The 17,192-nt window shown below is 71.8% G+C and carries 13 protein-coding genes and 1 pseudogene; 12 read left to right on the top strand and 2 right to left on the bottom strand.

Annotation, left to right across the window (positions count from 1 at the left end; translation table 11 throughout):
- Positions 1 to 76: 76 nt before the first annotated feature.
- The gene (gene fdhD / locus O7629_RS27915; protein ID WP_278172960.1) at positions 77 to 925 is read left to right on the top strand and encodes a formate dehydrogenase accessory sulfurtransferase FdhD; all 849 of its coding nucleotides are present in this window, start codon (positions 77 to 79) and stop codon (positions 923 to 925) included.
- Positions 926 to 1,651: 726 nt separating this feature from the next.
- Positions 1,652 to 2,170 (top strand): hypothetical protein, encoded by a 519-nt coding sequence (locus tag O7629_RS27910; protein WP_278172958.1) that lies wholly within the window; start codon positions 1,652 to 1,654, stop codon positions 2,168 to 2,170.
- A 157-nt stretch (positions 2,171 to 2,327) separates the two neighbouring features.
- On the opposite strand, the gene O7629_RS27905 is transcribed toward O7629_RS27910, so the two are convergent.
- Both O7629_RS27905 and O7629_RS27900 read right to left on the bottom strand, forming a co-directional pair.
- Positions 2,328 to 3,506, bottom strand: a complete 1,179-nt coding sequence (locus O7629_RS27905) for a DUF4192 domain-containing protein (protein WP_278172956.1) — start codon at positions 3,504 to 3,506, stop codon at positions 2,328 to 2,330.
- A gap of 121 nt (positions 3,507 to 3,627) precedes the next feature.
- Positions 3,628 to 4,917, bottom strand: a pseudogene (locus tag O7629_RS27900) (transposase).
- 19 nt (positions 4,918 to 4,936) lie between these two features.
- Here O7629_RS27900 and tnpA point away from each other — a divergent pair.
- The 10 genes from tnpA (at position 4,937) to O7629_RS27850 (ending at position 17,187) form a co-directional block, all read left to right on the top strand.
- The gene (tnpA, locus tag O7629_RS27895; RefSeq protein WP_278172955.1) at positions 4,937 to 5,353 is read left to right on the top strand and encodes an IS200/IS605 family transposase; all 417 of its coding nucleotides are present in this window, start codon (positions 4,937 to 4,939) and stop codon (positions 5,351 to 5,353) included.
- A 103-nt stretch (positions 5,354 to 5,456) separates the two neighbouring features.
- A complete protein-coding gene (locus O7629_RS27890) occupies positions 5,457 to 6,350 on the top strand; it encodes a fructosamine kinase family protein (protein WP_278172954.1) in 894 nt (297 codons plus the stop codon).
- Positions 6,351 to 6,399: 49 nt separating this feature from the next.
- A complete protein-coding gene (gene moaA, locus O7629_RS27885) occupies positions 6,400 to 7,434 on the top strand; it encodes a GTP 3',8-cyclase MoaA (RefSeq protein ID WP_278172953.1) in 1,035 nt (344 codons plus the stop codon).
- Positions 7,435 to 7,448: 14 nt separating this feature from the next.
- A complete protein-coding gene (locus tag O7629_RS27880) occupies positions 7,449 to 7,691 on the top strand; it encodes a MoaD/ThiS family protein (RefSeq protein ID WP_278172951.1) in 243 nt (80 codons plus the stop codon).
- A 15-nt stretch (positions 7,692 to 7,706) separates the two neighbouring features.
- Complete coding sequence (locus tag O7629_RS27875; RefSeq protein WP_278172949.1) at positions 7,707 to 8,990, top strand: metallophosphoesterase; 1,284 nt, start codon at positions 7,707 to 7,709, stop codon at positions 8,988 to 8,990.
- A 99-nt stretch (positions 8,991 to 9,089) separates the two neighbouring features.
- Positions 9,090 to 12,392: a UvrD-helicase domain-containing protein gene (locus tag O7629_RS27870; RefSeq protein WP_278172947.1), complete on the top strand. Its 3,303-nt coding sequence runs from the start codon at positions 9,090 to 9,092 to the stop codon at positions 12,390 to 12,392.
- A gap of 198 nt (positions 12,393 to 12,590) precedes the next feature.
- A complete protein-coding gene (locus O7629_RS27865; protein ID WP_278172945.1) occupies positions 12,591 to 13,646 on the top strand; it encodes a hypothetical protein in 1,056 nt (351 codons plus the stop codon).
- A 173-nt stretch (positions 13,647 to 13,819) separates the two neighbouring features.
- Entirely contained in the window at positions 13,820 to 14,758 is a 939-nt protein-coding gene (locus tag O7629_RS27860) for a flagellar basal body protein FliL (protein WP_278172943.1), read from the top strand.
- Between the two features lie 145 nt (positions 14,759 to 14,903).
- On the top strand, positions 14,904 to 15,692 hold the full coding sequence (locus tag O7629_RS27855; protein WP_278172941.1) for a hypothetical protein: 789 nt from the start codon (positions 14,904 to 14,906) through the stop codon (positions 15,690 to 15,692).
- Positions 15,693 to 15,882: 190 nt separating this feature from the next.
- Entirely contained in the window at positions 15,883 to 17,187 is a 1,305-nt protein-coding gene (locus tag O7629_RS27850) for an ATP-binding protein (protein ID WP_278172939.1), read from the top strand.
- Positions 17,188 to 17,192: the final 5 nt, after the last annotated feature.

The raw sequence follows: 17,192 nt of genomic DNA, 5'->3' as shown, positions 1-17,192 counted from the left end.
TATGGCGGCGCCTGAGGCGAGTGCTGCCGCCCTCCCGGCCCGTTCGCCACCTGCGAACCGGGGCAGGATGGGGTGCATGGGCAGGGCGAACGAGCGACGCACCGTACTGCGGATCGACGTCGGCAGTGGGTCGACCCGGCGGGTCCGTCGGATGGACACCATTTCCGGGGAGGAGCCGCTGGAGATCCGGGTCGGCCCGGCCGGTGCGGCGCGACGTCCCCCGCTGGCCGTCACCATGCGTACGCCGGGAAACGACATCGACCTCGCGATCGGTTTCCTGCTGACCGAGGGTCTGATCGGGGCCGCCGAGGACGTGGTGACCGCGCAGCTGTGTGCCGGCACTGACACACCGAACACGTACAACGTGGTCGACGTGACGCTCGCCGGGCACGTCCCGCCGCCGCAGACCGACCCGACCCGCAACTTCTACACCACCAGCTCCTGCGGGGTGTGCGGCAAGGCGAGCATCGACGCCGTCCGCACCCGGTCCCGGTTCGACGTGGCTGCCGACCGGGCCACGTTCAGCCCGCAGACCCTGGTCGGCCTGCCGGACCAGCTGCGCGCCGCCCAGCAGGGCTTCGACCGCACCGGTGGGCTGCACGCCGCCGGCCTGTTCACTGCCGACGGGCAGCTCCGGGCGGTACGCGAGGACGTCGGCCGGCACAACGCCGTCGACAAGCTGATCGGCTGGGCGGCCCGAGAGGACCTGCTGCCGCTGCGCGGTCATCTGCTGCTGGTCTCCGGGCGGGCCAGCTTCGAGCTCACCCAGAAGGCGTGGATGGCCGGCATCCCGGTGCTCGCGGCGATCTCCGCGCCGAGCAGTCTGGCGGTCGCCCTCGCCGAAGAGGCGGGGATGACCCTGGTCGGGTTCCTACGCGGATCGACGATGAACGTCTACGCGGGCACCGACCGCCTCACCGACTGACCCCGACGTGTCCGACGCCATGATCACCATGATCAGTTGAAGGTGAGATACCTTTCCGGTCGGCTGACAGGTATCTCACCTTCAACTCGTGGCGTCAGCGATCCGCGGAGCCAGGAGCAGAGGATCTGTGTCGTCGGCTCCGTACACCTCACTGGCGGACGTACCCGACGTCCCCGACGTCTTTCGCGGAGAAACTGTCCCGGGCGCGACATGGGTGATCATGCTGGCCGTTGACGGGTTGTCATATGACGCGGCGCTGGCGGCAGGCTGGCCGGAGCGCCGAGCTGGCCAAGCTGGCCGGCACGTTCCCGAGTTCGTCAACGACCGCGTGCCTGACCGCCATGACCGGAGTCGGGCCGGCGCAGCACGGGGGTGCCCGGGATGGTCTACCGCGTCCCCGGCCGTGGTTGTCTGGTGTGCGCCATCACCGGCCGGGAGTTGGCGCGGGACCAGCCGACCCGGGTGGGGCCAGCGGGCGGGTCCGACTTGGCCAGCCGCCGAGTGCCTCAGCAGGCAACCGGGCCGAAAATGACCCGCCGCTCCGAGTTACCGGGGTTCAGTGTGGGCGAGGTGCTGTGGACAGCCTGAGCAAGGCCGGCTGGGCGTACGGCGACCGCGCGACAAGGGCGCGACCTCGTGAAGTGCGCCGCGTACCCCCGCAAGATCCCTGCCGTGTCTATGCTCGGCCCTGAACAGCGCAGACAGCCTCAGATCGGAGACGGGGACATGCAGGTCGCCGAAGTCTTGGACGTGCTCGAAGCACTGTTCCAGACCAGCAAGCACCCGGACATCACCGACGTCCGTCGGTACGGGCAGGACACCGAGCCCGGCGGCAATTCGCCAGCCGGGGTACGGGTCTACTACTCGACGGGATCGACCGGGATGCTGTGGGCGGCCGTCGGCAAGCCCGCACCGGCACCGGCGTCGTTGCCGGCCGAGATGCCCGCACCTCGCGAGCGGGCGCGTCGCACGCTCGCGTTCGCCGTACAACTGCTGGATTTCGCCCGACCCGAGGAGTTCACCTCGTGGGAGCCGTGCGCCTTCACCGGGGTGCACAGCTCCCCGTCCGGTGTGAAGATCACCTGCCGGGACGGCGGCGCCGTCTTCCTCCGGGCGACCGCCACCACCGGACCGGGCGGCATCGCAGGTGAGCCGAACGAGGACCCGTACCCGGACTACCAGATTCCGGAAGGAGTCCGTTCATGGCGCCAGGAGGTAGGTGCTCGGTCTGCGGTCAGCAGGTGACCACCGCCCCCGGCCAGCCCGCACCGCTGCACCAGGGCCCGGGAAGCCGGACCAGATGTGCCGGATCGGGGCAGCCTACGTCCTGACACCGGTGCAACCCCGGAAGACCCCGGGGCGAGCCCGGGGTCTGTCCGCGTCATGCCCGCGCGGGGCGGGTTCACGGGCGGCGTCGGCCGGCAGGGCGGGCCCGGTCGAGCCGCTCACCGTCGGGTCGACGGCGCGGCCGGGTGTCCGCCCGGCCCTTACGCCCACTGCGGTCCGGCTTGGGCCACGGACCCAGCGCCGCCGGTGGGATGCCGCGGACCAGGACGTCGTCCATCAGTTTCGCCATCGAGTAGCCGGGTTCGACGTCGAGCGCCCGGTCGAGGGCGACCCGGGCCAGGGCTCCGTTGCCGGCCCGCCAGGCGGCGAAGGCCAGCAGGCTGGCCGGCCCGGCGGCGAGCTCCGGCTCGGCCCGGCGGGCGATGTCCTGCCAGAAGGTGACCTGCCACAGCTCGTCGGTGACCCGCTCCCAGGCGTAGTCGCGCACCTCCAGGTCGGTCAGCAGCAGACTGAGCCAGGCGATGTCGTCGTCGGTCGGGGCGATGCCCCGGCCCTGCCGTTCCAGCAGCATCCGTACCGTCTTCTCCCCGGCCCGGCGCAGGGTGCGGGCACCGAGCAGGTCGGCCGGCGGGGCGTGGTCGACCAGCGCGGACCGGCGGGCCCGGGCACGTTCGGTGGCGGACCGCATCGCTGCCCGGGCCGGACCGGTGACCGGTTCCACCTGGCGGCGTAGCGCGGCCCGGTCGGGCAGGGCGACCTGCCCGGCGACGGTGGCCGCGACCGCAACCGGGTTGATCTCAGCGTCAAAACGGTGGCCCTCCGGCGGGCAGCAGGTCGGATCGTCGCAGAAGGAGGACCAGTAGCGACCGTCGGCCACCCGCAGCGCGTCGAGCAGCACGGTGCCCTGTCGGCGCAGGGCGTCGGTGGTGTCCCGCAGGACCGGGTCGACGGTGTCGGCCGGACCGTAGCCGAGCACCACGGCGGCGCTGACCTGCTGGCGATCGACGATGGAGGTCAGCTGGGCGGTTGCCGCCGCGCGGACGTCGGCCGGGACCGTGGCGTCGGGCAGGTCGGCACGGGCGGCGATGACGACCGTGTGGTCGCGCATCCCGACCACCACCACGCTGTCGGCGGGGTGGAAGCCGATCAGGTAGGGCACGGCGGCGATCAGGTCGGCCGGCTCGCGGACGGTGAGCGCGGCACCCTGGGCCGTCCCGGCAGCCGGATCAGCAGCAGGGTCAGCAGCCGGGTCGGGAACGGAATCGGGGGTGGGTACCGGTTCGGTAGGTGTCATGCCGGAAACTGTCGCGCCGGACGGTGACCGGCGGTGGCCGTTCCAACCCGACCTGTGGACGACACGCCGGGTTATCCACAAGCACGCAGAGTAGTTTCCCTGGTGGCGGCGTTTCTGCTCACTACCGGTTGCGCCACTGGGTGGGGTGACGGTTGACATCCTCTCCGCCCTGAAGAAGGACGGAGATTCCCTCCACGCTGCGCGTGGAACACGCAGCGTCCGGGTGGGTTACCGCTTCACTGCGCGCCGCCGGGACAAGTCCCGGTCTTACGTGCGCTCGACGGTCGTTGAAGTCCGCCTGTCCGGCGGCCTTGATGTTGATGGCGGCGTTGATGTCCCGGTCGTGGTGACTGCCGCACGGGCAGTCCCACTCCCGGACGTTCAACGCGATCTTCTCGTTGATCCGGCCGCAGTCGCAGCACATCCGGGTGGACGGGAGCCACCGGTCCACCCGGGCGAACGCGCGCCCGTACCGCTGCGCCTTGTACTCCAGCATGCCGGTGAAGGCGGCCCAGCCCGCATCGTGCACGGACTTCGCCAGCAGAGTCCGGCCGAGACCGACAACGCACAGGTCCTCGACGTACACCGCTTGGTTCTCGCGGATGATCGCCGTGGACAGCTTGTGCTGCCAGTCCCGCCGGGTGTCGGCTACCCGCGCGTGAGCGCGGGCCACCTCGATCACGGCTTTCCTACGGCGGTTGCTGCCCCTCTGCTTGCGTGAGAGTGCCTGCTGCAACCGCTTGAGCTTGCGGGCCGCGCGGCGCAGGAACTTCGGTGCGGTCACCTTCGTGCCGTCGGACATGACCGCGAAGTGGGTCAGGCCCAGATCGATGCCGATCTCGGAGTCGACCGGCGGCAGCGTTTCGTCCTCGCCGATCTACACGACGAACGAGGCGAAGTACCGGCCTGCTGTGTCCTTGATCACGGTGACCGAGGTGGGATCCGACGGCAGGCCGCGCGACCAGCGCACCGGAACGTCGCCGATCTTCGGCAGCCGCAGGCGGCCGTTGTCACAGACCTTGAACCGGGAGTTCTTCGTGAACCGGATCGCCTGCCGGTTGTCCTTACGGGACCGGTACCGGGGCGGGGCCACCGTGCGGCCCCGGCGTTTGCCGGACAGCGAGTTGAAGAAGTTGCGGTACGCGGTGTTCAGATCGGCGAGGGCCTGCTGCAACACCACGGCCGACACCTCACCCAGCCAGGCCCGGTCCTCGCTGGCCTTGGCCGCTGTGATGACCAACTTCGACAGGTCGCCGTCGGAGATGTACTTCTCGCCCGCCTCGCGGGCCTGTTGACGCAGCCTGAGTCCGTCGTTGAAAACCACGCGGGCACACCCGAACGCCTGCGCCAGCGCGGTGCGCTGGGCGGCGTCCGGGGTGATCCGGTAGTTGTAACGGAGCTGCACGGCCATCACTGTATCATGTTGGTTTATGGTCGAACTTCGAGGCATCCGCACCGGCAGGCACTGCATTTTCGCGATGCATGTCCACTTGGTTTTCGTGACGAAGTTCCGGCACAACGTGTTCGCCGACCGGCACCTGACCCGGATGGAGGCGATCATGCGAGACGTGTGCGCCGACTTCGAGGCCGAACTGGTCGAGTTCAACGGCGGCCACAACCACGTCCACCTGCTGGTCAACTTCCCGCCCAAGGTCGCCGTGGCCAGGCTGGTCAACAGCCTCAAAGGGGTCTCCTCGCGCCGCCTCCGGCAGGAGTTCCCCGACCTGGTGCGCCACTACTACCGGGCCAACAAACTCTGGTCCGGCTCGTACTTCGCCGGGTCTGTCGGCGGCGCACCGTTGAGCGTCATCAAGCAGTACATCGAGCAGCAGAACCGTCCCGGTTAAGGCACTGCTCGGGCCTGGCGGCCCTCCCAGCGCGGACCTTCACCCCCGGCCTGAACGCCGGAGCACTGGCCCGCATTCCGGTAGCGCGGGTTACCGTGCCGCCATGGATCTGGCGTACCTGCGGGCTCACCCGGAGCACCTGCCGACCTTCCTCACCCATCAGCGGATCCGGGAGACGCCGGTCTCCGGCGGGTCGATCTGCGCGGCGAGCCGGCTCACCCTCGACGACGGCAACTCGGTGTTCGCCAAGTCCTGGCCGGAGCGGTCCGCCAGGCCGCTGCCGGACGGCCTGTTCGCCGCCGAGGCGGCCGGGTTGCGTTGGCTGGCCACCGCCGGTGGGGCACCGGTGCCGGCGGTGCTGGTGGCGCTGCCGCAGCTGCTGGCCCTGGAGTGGGTCGAGCCGGGCGAGGCGGAGGTGGCCGCTGCCGAGCGGTTCGGCCGGGAGCTGGCAATCACCCATCGGGCCGGCGCGGCCGGGTTCGGGGCGGACTGGCCGGGGTTCGTCGGCGCGCTGCCGCAGGACAACGAACTGGTGACCGACCAGCCCTGGTCGGCCTGGTTCGGACAGCGCAGGCTGCTGCCGTACCTGCGGATGTCGGTCGACAACGGCGCGCTCACCGCCGCCGAGACCGGCCTGGTCGAGCAGGTGGTCGACAACATCGACGGGTACGGCGGCGACGAGCCGCCCGCTCGGATCCACGGCGACCTGTGGCCCGGCAACCTGCTCTGGAGCGCGGACGGGCGCTGCCGGCTGGTCGACCCGGCGGCGCACGGCGGGCACCGGGAGACCGACCTGGCGCAGTTGGCGCTGTTCGGCGGCGCTCCGTACCTGGACCGGATCCTCGACGCCTACCAGGAGCAGTGGCCGCTGACCGACGGGTGGGCGGGCCGGGTGCCGGTGCACCAACTGCATCTGCTGCTGGTGCACACCGCCCTGTTCGGGGCGGCGTACCGCTCGGCCGTCGCAGACGCGGCCCGCGCCGCGCTGCGCTTCTGACGCGCCGCCGCGCTGCGATCCTGACGCACCGGCGCGCTACGGTCGGCGCATGGCATCGAGCGCACGGCCCGCCGACGGCCGGCTCACCGATCGGTACGGGCGGGTCGCCACCGACCTTCGGGTGTCCCTGACCGACCGGTGCAACCTGCGCTGCTCCTACTGCATGCCGCCGGAGGGTCTGCCCTGGCTGCCCAGCCCGGACATCCTGACCGACGACGAGGTGACCCGGCTGATCGGGGTCGCGGTGCGTCAGCTCGGGGTGACCGAGGTGCGGTTCACCGGCGGCGAGCCGCTGTTGCGCCCCGGGCTGACCCGGATCGTCGCCGCCGCGGCGGCGCTGCGGCCCCGACCGGTGCTGTCGCTGACCACCAACGGGATCGGGCTGGACCGGTTGGCGCCCGGCCTGCAGACCGCCGGTCTGGACCGGGTGAACGTGTCGTTGGACACCCTCGACCCGCAGCGGTTCGCCCAGTTGGCGCACCGCCGGCGGCTGCCGGACGTGCTCGCCGGGCTGGCCGGCGCGGCGGCGGCCGGGCTGACCCCGGTCAAGATCAACGCGGTGCTGCTGCGCGGGGTCAACGACGACGAGGCCCCGGCGCTGCTGCGGTACGCCCTGAGCCACGGCTACGAGCTGCGCTTCATCGAGCAGATGCCGCTGGACGCGCAGCAGTCCTGGGACCGCGACCGGATGGTCACCGCCGCCGAGATCCTCGACGCGCTGCGGGCCGAGTTCACCCTGCTGCCGGATCCCGCCGAACGGGGTGCCGCACCGGCCGAGACCTGGCTGGTGGCCGGCGCCGAGCGGCCGGACGGCAGCCCGGCCCGGGTCGGGGTGATCGGCACGGTGACCCGGCCGTTCTGCGGTGACTGCGACCGGACCCGGCTCACCGCCGACGGGCAGGTACGCGACTGCCTGTTCGCCCGAAAGGAGTCGGACCTGCGTGGCGCGTTGCGGTCCGGAGCCGACGACGACGAGTTGGCGCAGCGGTGGCGGCGGGCGATGGCCGGGAAGCTGGCCGGGCACGGCATCGACGATCCGACGTTCCTGCAGCCGGCCCGCCCGATGTCGGCGATCGGCGGCTGACCGTGGGCGACTCGGTGGTGACGGTACGTTACTTCGCTGGGGCACGGGCGGCGGCCGGGCGGACCGCCGAGGCCGTCCCGGCCGGGCTGGACCGGGCCGGGCTGGTGGCCGAGCTGACCGGTCGGCACGGCGACCGGCTGGGTCGGGTGCTGGCGGCGGCGAGTTTCCTGGTCGACGGCGCCGTCTGGCATGATCGTCACACACCGTTGCCGGCCGGTGCCACGGTCGACGTGCTGCCACCGTTCGCCGGCGGCTGAGGAGGGGCCGCGTCCGTGCTCGCCGTACTCGGGTTCGTCGCAACGCTGACCCTGATCACCGGCCTGATCCACTGCTACCTGTGGTGGCGGCTGGTCCGGGACACCACCCGGCCGGGTCGGTGGCGGCGGGCCGGCACGCTGCTGGCCGTCGGGTTGGCGGTCCTGGTACCGGTGACCATGGTGAGCACCCGGTCCGCCGGGATGTCCTGGCTGGCCTGGCCCGGCTACGTCTGGCTGGCGGTGATGTTCTACCTGCTGGTCGTCCTGCTGGTGCTGGAGCCGCCGATGCTGGTGGCCCGGCTGATCGGCCGGGCCCGCAGCCGCCAGCCGAGCAGAGTGGGCACGGTGCCGGTGACCGTACCCGCCGAGACGTCCGCCCCGCCGCCGGCCGAGCTGCCCGGCGGCCGGCCGGCCGACGACTCGGTGCCGGACCCCGGCCGGCGGCTGCTGCTCGCCCGCGGTGCGGCGATCTTCGCCGGGCTGACCGCGACCGGCGTCACCGGCTACGGCATCCGGACCGCGCTCGGCCCGCCCCGGCTGGACCGGGTGCAGGTGCCGATCGCCCGGCTGCCCCGGGCCATGGACGGCCTGCGCATCGCCACCGTCTCGGACATCCACATCGGTCCGCTGACCGGGCCGGCGCACACCGCCCGGATCGTCGAGCTGATCAACAGCCTGGACGCCGACCTGGTCGCGGTCGTCGGCGACCTGGTCGACGGCACCGTCACCGAGCTCGGCGGCACCGCCGCCCCGCTGGCCGACCTGCGCGCCCGCTACGGCAGCTTCTTCGTCACCGGCAACCACGAGTACTACTCCGGCGTCGAGGAGTGGGTCGCCGAGGTGGACCGGCTCGGCCTGCGGGTGCTGGTCAACGAACGCCGGGAGATCGTCACCCCGGGCGGGGTGCTCGATCTGGCCGGGGTCAACGATCCGACTGCGGAGACCGCGCGGCCGGCCGGGCAGGCCGCCGCCGGGTCCGGGCCGCTGGCCGGCCCGGACTACGACCGGGCGCTCGGCGACCGGGACCCGGACCGCCCGGTGGTGCTGCTCGCCCATCAGCCGGTGCAGGCCCACGAGGCCGCCCGGTACGGCGTCGACCTGCAACTGTCCGGGCACACCCATGGCGGTCAGATCGCTCCGTTCAACCTGGCGGTACGGCTGGTGCAGCCGGTCGTCTCCGGCCTCGCCACGGTCGACGGCACCCAGGTCTACGTCACCAACGGCGCCGGGTTCTGGGGGCCGCCGGTGCGGGTCGGCGCGCCGCCACAGGTCTCCCTGGTCGAGCTGCGCAGCGAATAGGAGCGCAACGGGTCAGCCGGCGGCGAGTGAGAGTCACGTCTCGCGGGTTTCCGCGCGTGGCGACACGCCGGGCGGCCCGGTCACGTGACAGGATGCGGCGTGCCCCCGTACCGCGCCGTGCCCTCTCCCGGCTCCGCCACGGGACCCGGGCCCTTCATCGCCGACCTGCACATCCACTCCCGGTACTCGCGTGCCTGCAGCCGGGACCTGAACACGTCGAACCTGGCCTGGTGGGCCCGGCGCAAGGGCGTCAGCCTGCTCGGTACCGGAGACTTCACCCATCCGGCGTGGTTCGAGCATCTGCGGGAGTCGCTGCGCCCGGCCGAGCCGGGCCTGTACCGGCTCAGCCCGGAGGCCGAACGGGACGTCGCCCGCCGGCTGCCGCCCCGGCTGGCCAGCGAGGCCGAGACCGACCCGGTGCGGTACATGCTCAGCGTCGAGATCTCGACGATCTACAAGCGTGGGGACCGGACCCGCAAGGTGCACCACCTGATCTACCTGCCGGACCTGGACGCGGTGGCCCGGTTCAACACGGCACTGGGCCGGATCGGCAACCTCGGCTCCGACGGCCGGCCGATCCTCGGGCTGGACTCCCGCGACCTGCTGGAGATCACCCTGGAGGCGTGCGCGGACGGCTATCTGGTGCCGGCGCACATCTGGACGCCGTGGTTCTCCGCGCTCGGCTCCAAGTCCGGCTTCGACGCGATCGCCGACTGCTACGCCGACCTGGCCGGGCACATCTTCGCCGTCGAGACCGGGCTGTCGTCGGATCCGGCGATGAACTGGCGGGTGTCCAGCCTCGACGGCTACCAACTGGTGTCGAACTCCGACGCGCATTCGCCGCCGGCGCTGGCCCGGGAGGCCACCGTGCTGGACAGCGCGCTGGACTACTACGCGGTACGTGAGGCGCTGCGTACCGGCGACGGGCTGGTCGGCACCATCGAGTTCTTTCCCGAGGAGGGCAAGTACCACGCCGACGGGCACCGCAACTGCGGCGTCAACTGGGCTCCGGAGCAGACCCGGCAGGCCGCCGGTCGCTGCCCGCAGTGCGGAAAACCGCTCACCGTCGGGGTGCTCAGCCGGGTCGAGGATCTCGCCGACCGGCCCGACGGGCACCGGCCGGCCAACGCCAAGCAGGTCACCCACCTGGTGGCGCTGCCGGAGATCGTCGGCGAGATCAACCGGGTCGGTGCCCGGTCGAAGACCGTCGAGGGCCAGGTGGTCAACCTGGTCGCCGCGCTCGGCCCCGAACTGGACATCCTGACCAAGGTGCCGGTGGACGACATCCGGCGGGCCGGCGGCGAACTGCTCGGTGAGGCGATCACCCGGCTGCGTCGCGGCGAGGTCCGTCGGGTGCCGGGCTACGACGGCGAGTACGGGGTGATCACCCTGTTCGCGCCCGGCGAGCTGGCCACCGGTGGTGGTGCCGGTCAGCCGGAGGCGCTGTTCGACGTACCCGTGCCGGCGCAGCGCCCGGCCGACGGGCCGGTGGCCGCCGACGAACCGGCACCGGCCGGTGCCCGGCGCGGCGGACAGTCCAGGGCCGGAACCGGACAGTCCAAGGCCGGGGCCAGCCGGTCCGGTTCCGGTGGGCGGCCGACACGGCCGGGCCGGGCCGGGCGGGCCGGGCAAGAGCCGGCGGCACCGCCGATCCCGCCGCCACCGACGCCGTCGCCGCACGAGCCGTTCGAGCCGATGCTGGCCGGCATGGAGGAGGTCGGCACCGGGCTACTGGACCGACTCGACGCGATGCAGCGGGTCGCCGCGTCCGCGCCGGGCGGGCCGCTGCTGATCGTCGCCGGGCCGGGTACCGGCAAGACCCGGACGCTGACCCACCGGATCGCGTACCTGTGCGCCGAGTTGAACGTCTTTCCGGAGCGCTGCCTGGCGATCACCTTCACCCGCCGGGCCGCCGAGGAGCTTCGCCACCGGCTCGACGGACTACTCGGCCCGGTGGCCGAGGATGTCACCGTGGCCACCTTCCACTCGCTGGGGTTGACGATCCTGCGGGAGAACCCGAAGGCGGCCGGGTTGCCGGCGACGTTCCGCATCGCCGACGACACCGAGCGGGAGCGGGCCCGCGCCGAGGCCGGCGAGGACGATGCCACGTACGCCAAGCTGCTGCGCGCGGCCGGCCTGGTCGATCTGGACGAGCTGGTCACCCTGCCGCTGCGGCTGCTGCGCGAGGACCAGAAGCTGGTGGCCCGCTACCGGGACCGCTGGCGGTGGATCTTCGTCGACGAGTACCAGGACGTCGACGCCGACCAGTACGAGCTGCTACGGCTGCTCAGCCCGGCGGACGGCAACCTGTGCGCGATCGGCGACCCGGACCAGGCGATCTACTCGTTCCGGGGGGCCGACGTCCGCTACTTCCTGCGCTTCTCCGAGGATTTCGTCGACGCCCGGCTGGTCCGGCTGGCCCGCAACTACCGGTCGGCGGCACCGATCCTGGCCGCAGCGGTGCAGGCCATCGCGCCCAGTTCGCTGGTCCGCGGCCGGCGGCTGGAGCCGGCCAGACTGGATCCGCAGGCACCGCTGATCGGGCTCTACCCGGCAGGCACGGCCGCCGACGAGGCGACGTTCGTGGTGCGTACGGTCGACGAACTGGTCGGCGGGATCTCGCACCGTTCGTTGGATTCCGGGCGGATCGACGGGCAGACCTCGTCGGTGTCGTTCTCCGACATCGCCGTGCTGTACCGCACCGACGCCCAGTCCGGCCCGATCGTGGACGCGCTGAACCGGGCCGGGGTTCCGGTGCAGAAGCGGTCGCACAACCGGCTGCGGGACCGGCCGGGGGTGACGGCGATCGCCCGCGAGCTGCGGCACGCCGGTGGTGGGCTGGACGGTTCGCTGGCCGCCCGGGTCCGGCTCGCCGGGCAGGTGTTGGCCGACCGGCTCACCACGCCGACGCTGGACGTGCCGGCCGGGCCGCAGCTGTCGCCGGCGGACATCTGGTCCGCGGTGGAGCTGCTCACTCCGCTGGCCCGCCGCTGCGGCGACGACCTGCCGATGCTGCTGTCCCAGTTGGAGACCGGCGCCGAGGTGGACGCGCTGGACCCACGGGCCGAAGCGGTCACTTTGCTCACCCTGCACGCGGCGAAGGGCCTGGAGTTTCCGGTGGTCTTCCTGGTCGGCTGTGAGGACGGCCTGCTACCACTGCGCTTCCCCGGTGCTACGCCGACCGACGACGACGTCGCCGAGGAGCGACGGCTGTTCTTCGTCGGCCTGACCCGGGCCCAGGACCGGCTCTACCTCTCGCACGCCCGCCGCCGGGTCCGGCACGGCAGCGAGCGGGAGACCCGGCCGACGCCGTTCCTGGACGCGATCGACGCGGGGCTGTTCGACCGGCTCGGCGACGAAGGGCCGCGCCGTCCCAAGGACCGCCAGCTCCGCCTGCTGTAGTGGATCTGCTGTCCCGTTGCAGTGGTTCTGCGGTACGACGTGGACAGCTGTCACGTGTCCGACAACGCCGCACTCGAACATTGACTCCCACCATTCGAGTGACACACGGTGTAGTGACCGTGCGACTCATACAGCGCACTCTCGGTATCCGCGACCTCGTCCGGATCCGGGTCTTCCGGCAACAGCAGGGAGTCTGCGATGCGCCGAGCCCAGTCCAGCGTCACTCGAAACCTGCGGCACCGGGCGGTCTCGCTCGCCGCCACCAGCATGCTGATCCTGACCGGCGTGACGACGGCCGGACCGGCGGCCGCGCAGGACCGGCCGACCGCAGGCGCCCACTTCACGCAAGCGGATCGGCCATACCACGCCATCGATTTGGGCTTCACCGTGCTCAACTGGAGTCTGACCATCAACGATCGCGGGCAGGTCGCCGGGTCCGGAAACGGAATTGGCTATCTCTGGCAGGACGGCCAGCTGACGCCGCTGGGTCGGCCGGCCGGCTACGACCGGTTCTGGGCCAGGGAGATCAACGAGGCCGGCAGCGTGGTGGGTACCGCGACAGGGAGCCTGAACGGTTCACAGGCCGCGGTGTGGCAGCCGGGCAGCTTCACGCTGATCGACCGGCTACGTGACGACGCCACCTCCTCCTACGGAATCTCCATCAACGACTGGGGGGTGGTGTTCGGCACCGGTGAGTCGACGTCGCCGGACCAGAGCTTCAAATGGCACCGGGGCACGCTGACGCCGCTGTGGCACAACAACCCGTACACGAACCAGGTCGGCATCAACAACTGGGGCGACATCGTCGGCGAGTACGAGCCGACCCCCGGCTACCCCTGCGACTGTCGGGCCGCCCGCTGGCACCGGGGCGTGCTCACCGACCTCGGCGACCTGGGCGGCGACGGGTTGTGGCCGAACCAGCCGGCGGACGTCAACAACCGGCGGGAGATCGTCGGTCACTCGACCACCCCCGAGCTGGAGCAGCACGCGTACCTGTGGCGGGACGGGGTGATCCGCGACCTGGGCACCCTGGGCGGCGCACACAGCTTCGCCGTCGCGATCAGCGACCGAAGCGTCGTCATCGGGCACGCCGACACGGCAGATGGGGGCCGGCATCCTTTCCTGTGGCGGGCCGGCACGATGATCGACCTGACCACGCTGGGTCTGCGCGCGACCGACGAGGTCGTCGAGATCAACTCGGCTGGACAGATCGTCGGAATCCGGGACGGTCGGGCGACCCTGTTCGTCCGGTGAGCCCGGCGGCGACGCATCGCCGAATCGGACGGCTCGGCCGAATCGGACGGCTCGGCGGCGGTTGGCGCGCTTCGGGGAGGTGAGCTGCTGGGGTGCTCACGCTACGGTGACGTTTGTCATCGCCGACCCGAGCGGACAGCCGGGGCCGGAACCGCCGCGCAGGAGGACAGGAAATGTCGCAATACGGACCGCCCGGCGGGCCGTACCCGGGTGAGCAGCCAGACCGGTGGCCCGAGCGTCGGCAGCCGTCGGAGCCGTACCGGGAGCCGTCCGATCCCTGGGGCGGGCCGCCCGGTCCCTGGGGTGACGCGCCTACCGAGGCACCGGGCCAGCAGTGGCCCGGCGGCGCGCAGCCGGACTGGTCGACCGGGCAGCCTCCGCCCGCCGGTCCCGACTGGCAGGGGTACGGGCAGCACCCGTCGGCCGGCGACCAGAACTGGCATTCGCCGAACCAACCGGCCCAGGGCTGGGCCGGGGCCGATGATCAGACGTGGCAGCAGTCCGGCGGTGACCAGCCGTGGCAGCAGCCGGGCGGGGGCCAGCAGCCGTACCCCGACAGCAGCCAGCAGCACCCGGCCGCGACACCAGCGTGGGAGCCGGCGGCGGAGCCACGCCGGTCCGGGCGCGGTGGGCTGAGCGGCGGGCTACTCGCCGTGTTGATCGGTCTGACGGTGCTGCTCTGCGGGGGCGGCGCGGCGGGCATCTACGTTCTGACCCGCGACGAGACGCCGGACACCGGGGTGGAGTTGACGGCACCGACTCCCGAGCCGGACGAGGCGCCGTCCACGGCCCCGTCGGAGCAGCCCGAGCCGACGGCCGAGGTCGACCAGCCGAGCCCCACTCCGACACCGACCTCGTCGAACGACGCCCGGTTCGTCGACGTAGGGCAGTGTGTCCGCAACGAGGCCGAGGCGGAGGAGGAGACGCCGGTCCTGACGATCACGGATTGTGACTCCGGCGCGTACGAAGTGCTCGCCCGCTTCGATGGTGTGACCGACGGCGAAGAGGACGCCAAGACCAAGTGCGCGGACGTCGAGGGCTACACCAACTGGTATTTCTTCAACAGTCAGCTCGACGCCCTGGATTTCGTGCTCTGTCTCAGGCAGCGGTGAACTGACCGGTGAGGCTGCCGCCGGATGGCAGCCGTTGGTTACCGTTCCGGTAGCACAGTTGATCCGCTGGACCCCTGCCCGGCGGGTGAGATTCGTGCCAGGCGGGCAGCGTTCCGCCTGATCCAGCGACGACGCTAGGGAGATCATGTCCAGCTACGGTCCGCCGGGCTACCCCGGTCCGGGACAGCCCGACGACCCCGCCGGTCAGTCCGGTTACCCGCCGCCTGGTTCCGGTTACCCGCCTCCGGGCTCCGGTTACCCGCCTCCGGGCTCCGGTGCCCCTGATCCGACCACGCCCTACTCCTCGCCGTACCAGCCCGGCGGCTACCCACCGCCGACTTCCGGTGGCGGCGCCTACCCACCACCGCCGACCTCGGGTGGCGGTGGGTACCCGCCACCGCCCGGATCGGGTGGTGGCTTCCCACCGCCACCGCCGCCGGGTTGGGGTCCGCCGCCGCCCGGGATGCCCGGTGCCCCACCGCCGAAGAAGTCACGCACCGGGCTCATCATCGGGCTGGTGATCGGCGCGGTGGTGTTGCTGCTGCTCTGCGGCTGCGGTGTGATCGGGTTGTTCGCGTTGGCCGACAGCGGCACCTCGACCGCCAGCGAGGGCCTGCCGACGGTCGACGTTTCGACCGACGCGCCCGACGATCAGCAGGGCGAGGACCCCGATTCGGCGCCGCTGCCCGGCGGCAGCGACGACCTGATCGTGGTCGGCGACTGTGTGGTCAACGACGGTTCCGACGAGGATGCGGTGCTGCGCAAGGTCGCCTGCGATCCGGGCACCTTCGAGGTGCTGGCCCGCATTCCGCTGACCACCGACACGGAACGCTGTGACGATCCGATCTTCGGCCACCCGGACACCGACACCACCTACACGCACGACACCGGCGAGCAGCTGCTCAACTACGTGCTCTGCATGAAGGAGCTCTGACCGGGAACCACTCTCGACCGATGACTAGGGCTCTCTAGCTGTCACGCTAGAGAGCCCTAGTCATTGCTCGACGGTCCGACAAGGGCTCGGCGGGCGGGTCAGCCGAGGTGCCGGCGGACGTCGGCCGACACGATCGGGAGCTATACCCGGTTCTAGCCCAAACGCTAGACGGCCCGATACGGTGCCAGACATGGATCCGATCCGGAATCCGTACGCCCCCGGCGCCGGCCAACGTCCGCCCGAGCTGGCCGGCCGCGGCCGCGAGCTGGACGTCTTCGACGTGGTCCTGGAACGCGTCGCCCGGGGCCGCCCGGAGCGCAGCCTGATGCTCACCGGCCTGCGCGGGGTGGGCAAGACCGTCCTGCTCAACGCGCTCCGGTCGCAGGCCATCGCCCGGCTCTGGGGCACCGGCAAGATCGAGGCCCGGCCGGACCAGTCGCTGCGCCGCCCGGTTGCCGCCGCACTACACATGGCGGTACGCGAGCTCGCACCCCGGCACCGGGCACCCGAGCGGATCGATGACTTTCTCGGCGTACTGAAGGCCTTCGCGCTGCGCGCGAACCCGCCGGCCGCCGGCGGACGTGGCAACGCCCAGCCTCGGCTGCGCGACCGCTGGCAGCCGGGCATCGACGTGCCGGCGGCGACCGGGCGGGCCGACTCCGGCGACATCGAGATCGACCTCGTGGAGCTGTTCACCGACGCCGCCGCGGTGGCCACCGACGTCGGCACCGGGATCGCGCTTTTCATCGACGAGATGCAGGACGTCGACGCGACCGACGTCTCCGCGCTCTGTGCGGCCTGTCACGAGTTGTCGCAGCTCGGCGGGCCGCTGATCGTCGTCGGAGCCGGGCTGCCGCACCTGCCGGCGGTGCTCTCCGCAGCCAAGTCCTACTCCGAACGGCTGTTCCGCTACCAGCGGATCGACCGGTTGGACCGGGTCGCCGCCGACCAGGCGCTCACCGCGCCGGCCGCCCGCGAGCAGGTCGAGTACGAGGCGAAGGCGCTCGACCTGCTCTACGACAAGTCCGGCGGATACCCGTACTTCGTACAGGCCTACGGCAAGGCCACCTGGGACCATGCTCCGCGCTCGCCGATCACCGCCGCCGACGTGCGGGTCGCCGCGCCGGAGGCGGAAGCGGAACTCGCGGTCGGGTTCTTCGGGTCCCGGTTCGAACGGGCCACCCCGGCGGAGCGCGAGTACATGCGGGCGATGGCCGTGCTCGCCTCCGCGACCCCGGGGGACGGCCCGGCACCGGCCGTCGAGGGATACCACGACGAAACGAGCGATGGACCACTGGACCCGGCGGCGACGGCGGACATCGACCCGGCGGTGCCGACCGCCGAGATCGCCCGATCCCTCGGCCGGAAACCGGCCAGCTTGTCGCCGGCCCGGGATGCCCTGATCAAGAAGGGGCTGATCTACTCGGGCGAGCGCGGCACGGTCGCGTTCACCGTGCCGCACTTCGGCCGGTACCTGCGCACCCAGCCCGGTTGATCACG

This window comes from Solwaraspora sp. WMMD792 (assembly GCF_029626105.1).
Classification (GTDB): Bacteria; Actinomycetota; Actinomycetes; order Mycobacteriales; family Micromonosporaceae; genus Micromonospora_E.
Note: the sequence above shows the minus strand (reverse complement) of the source record. Positions and strands in the feature narration are given on the sequence as shown.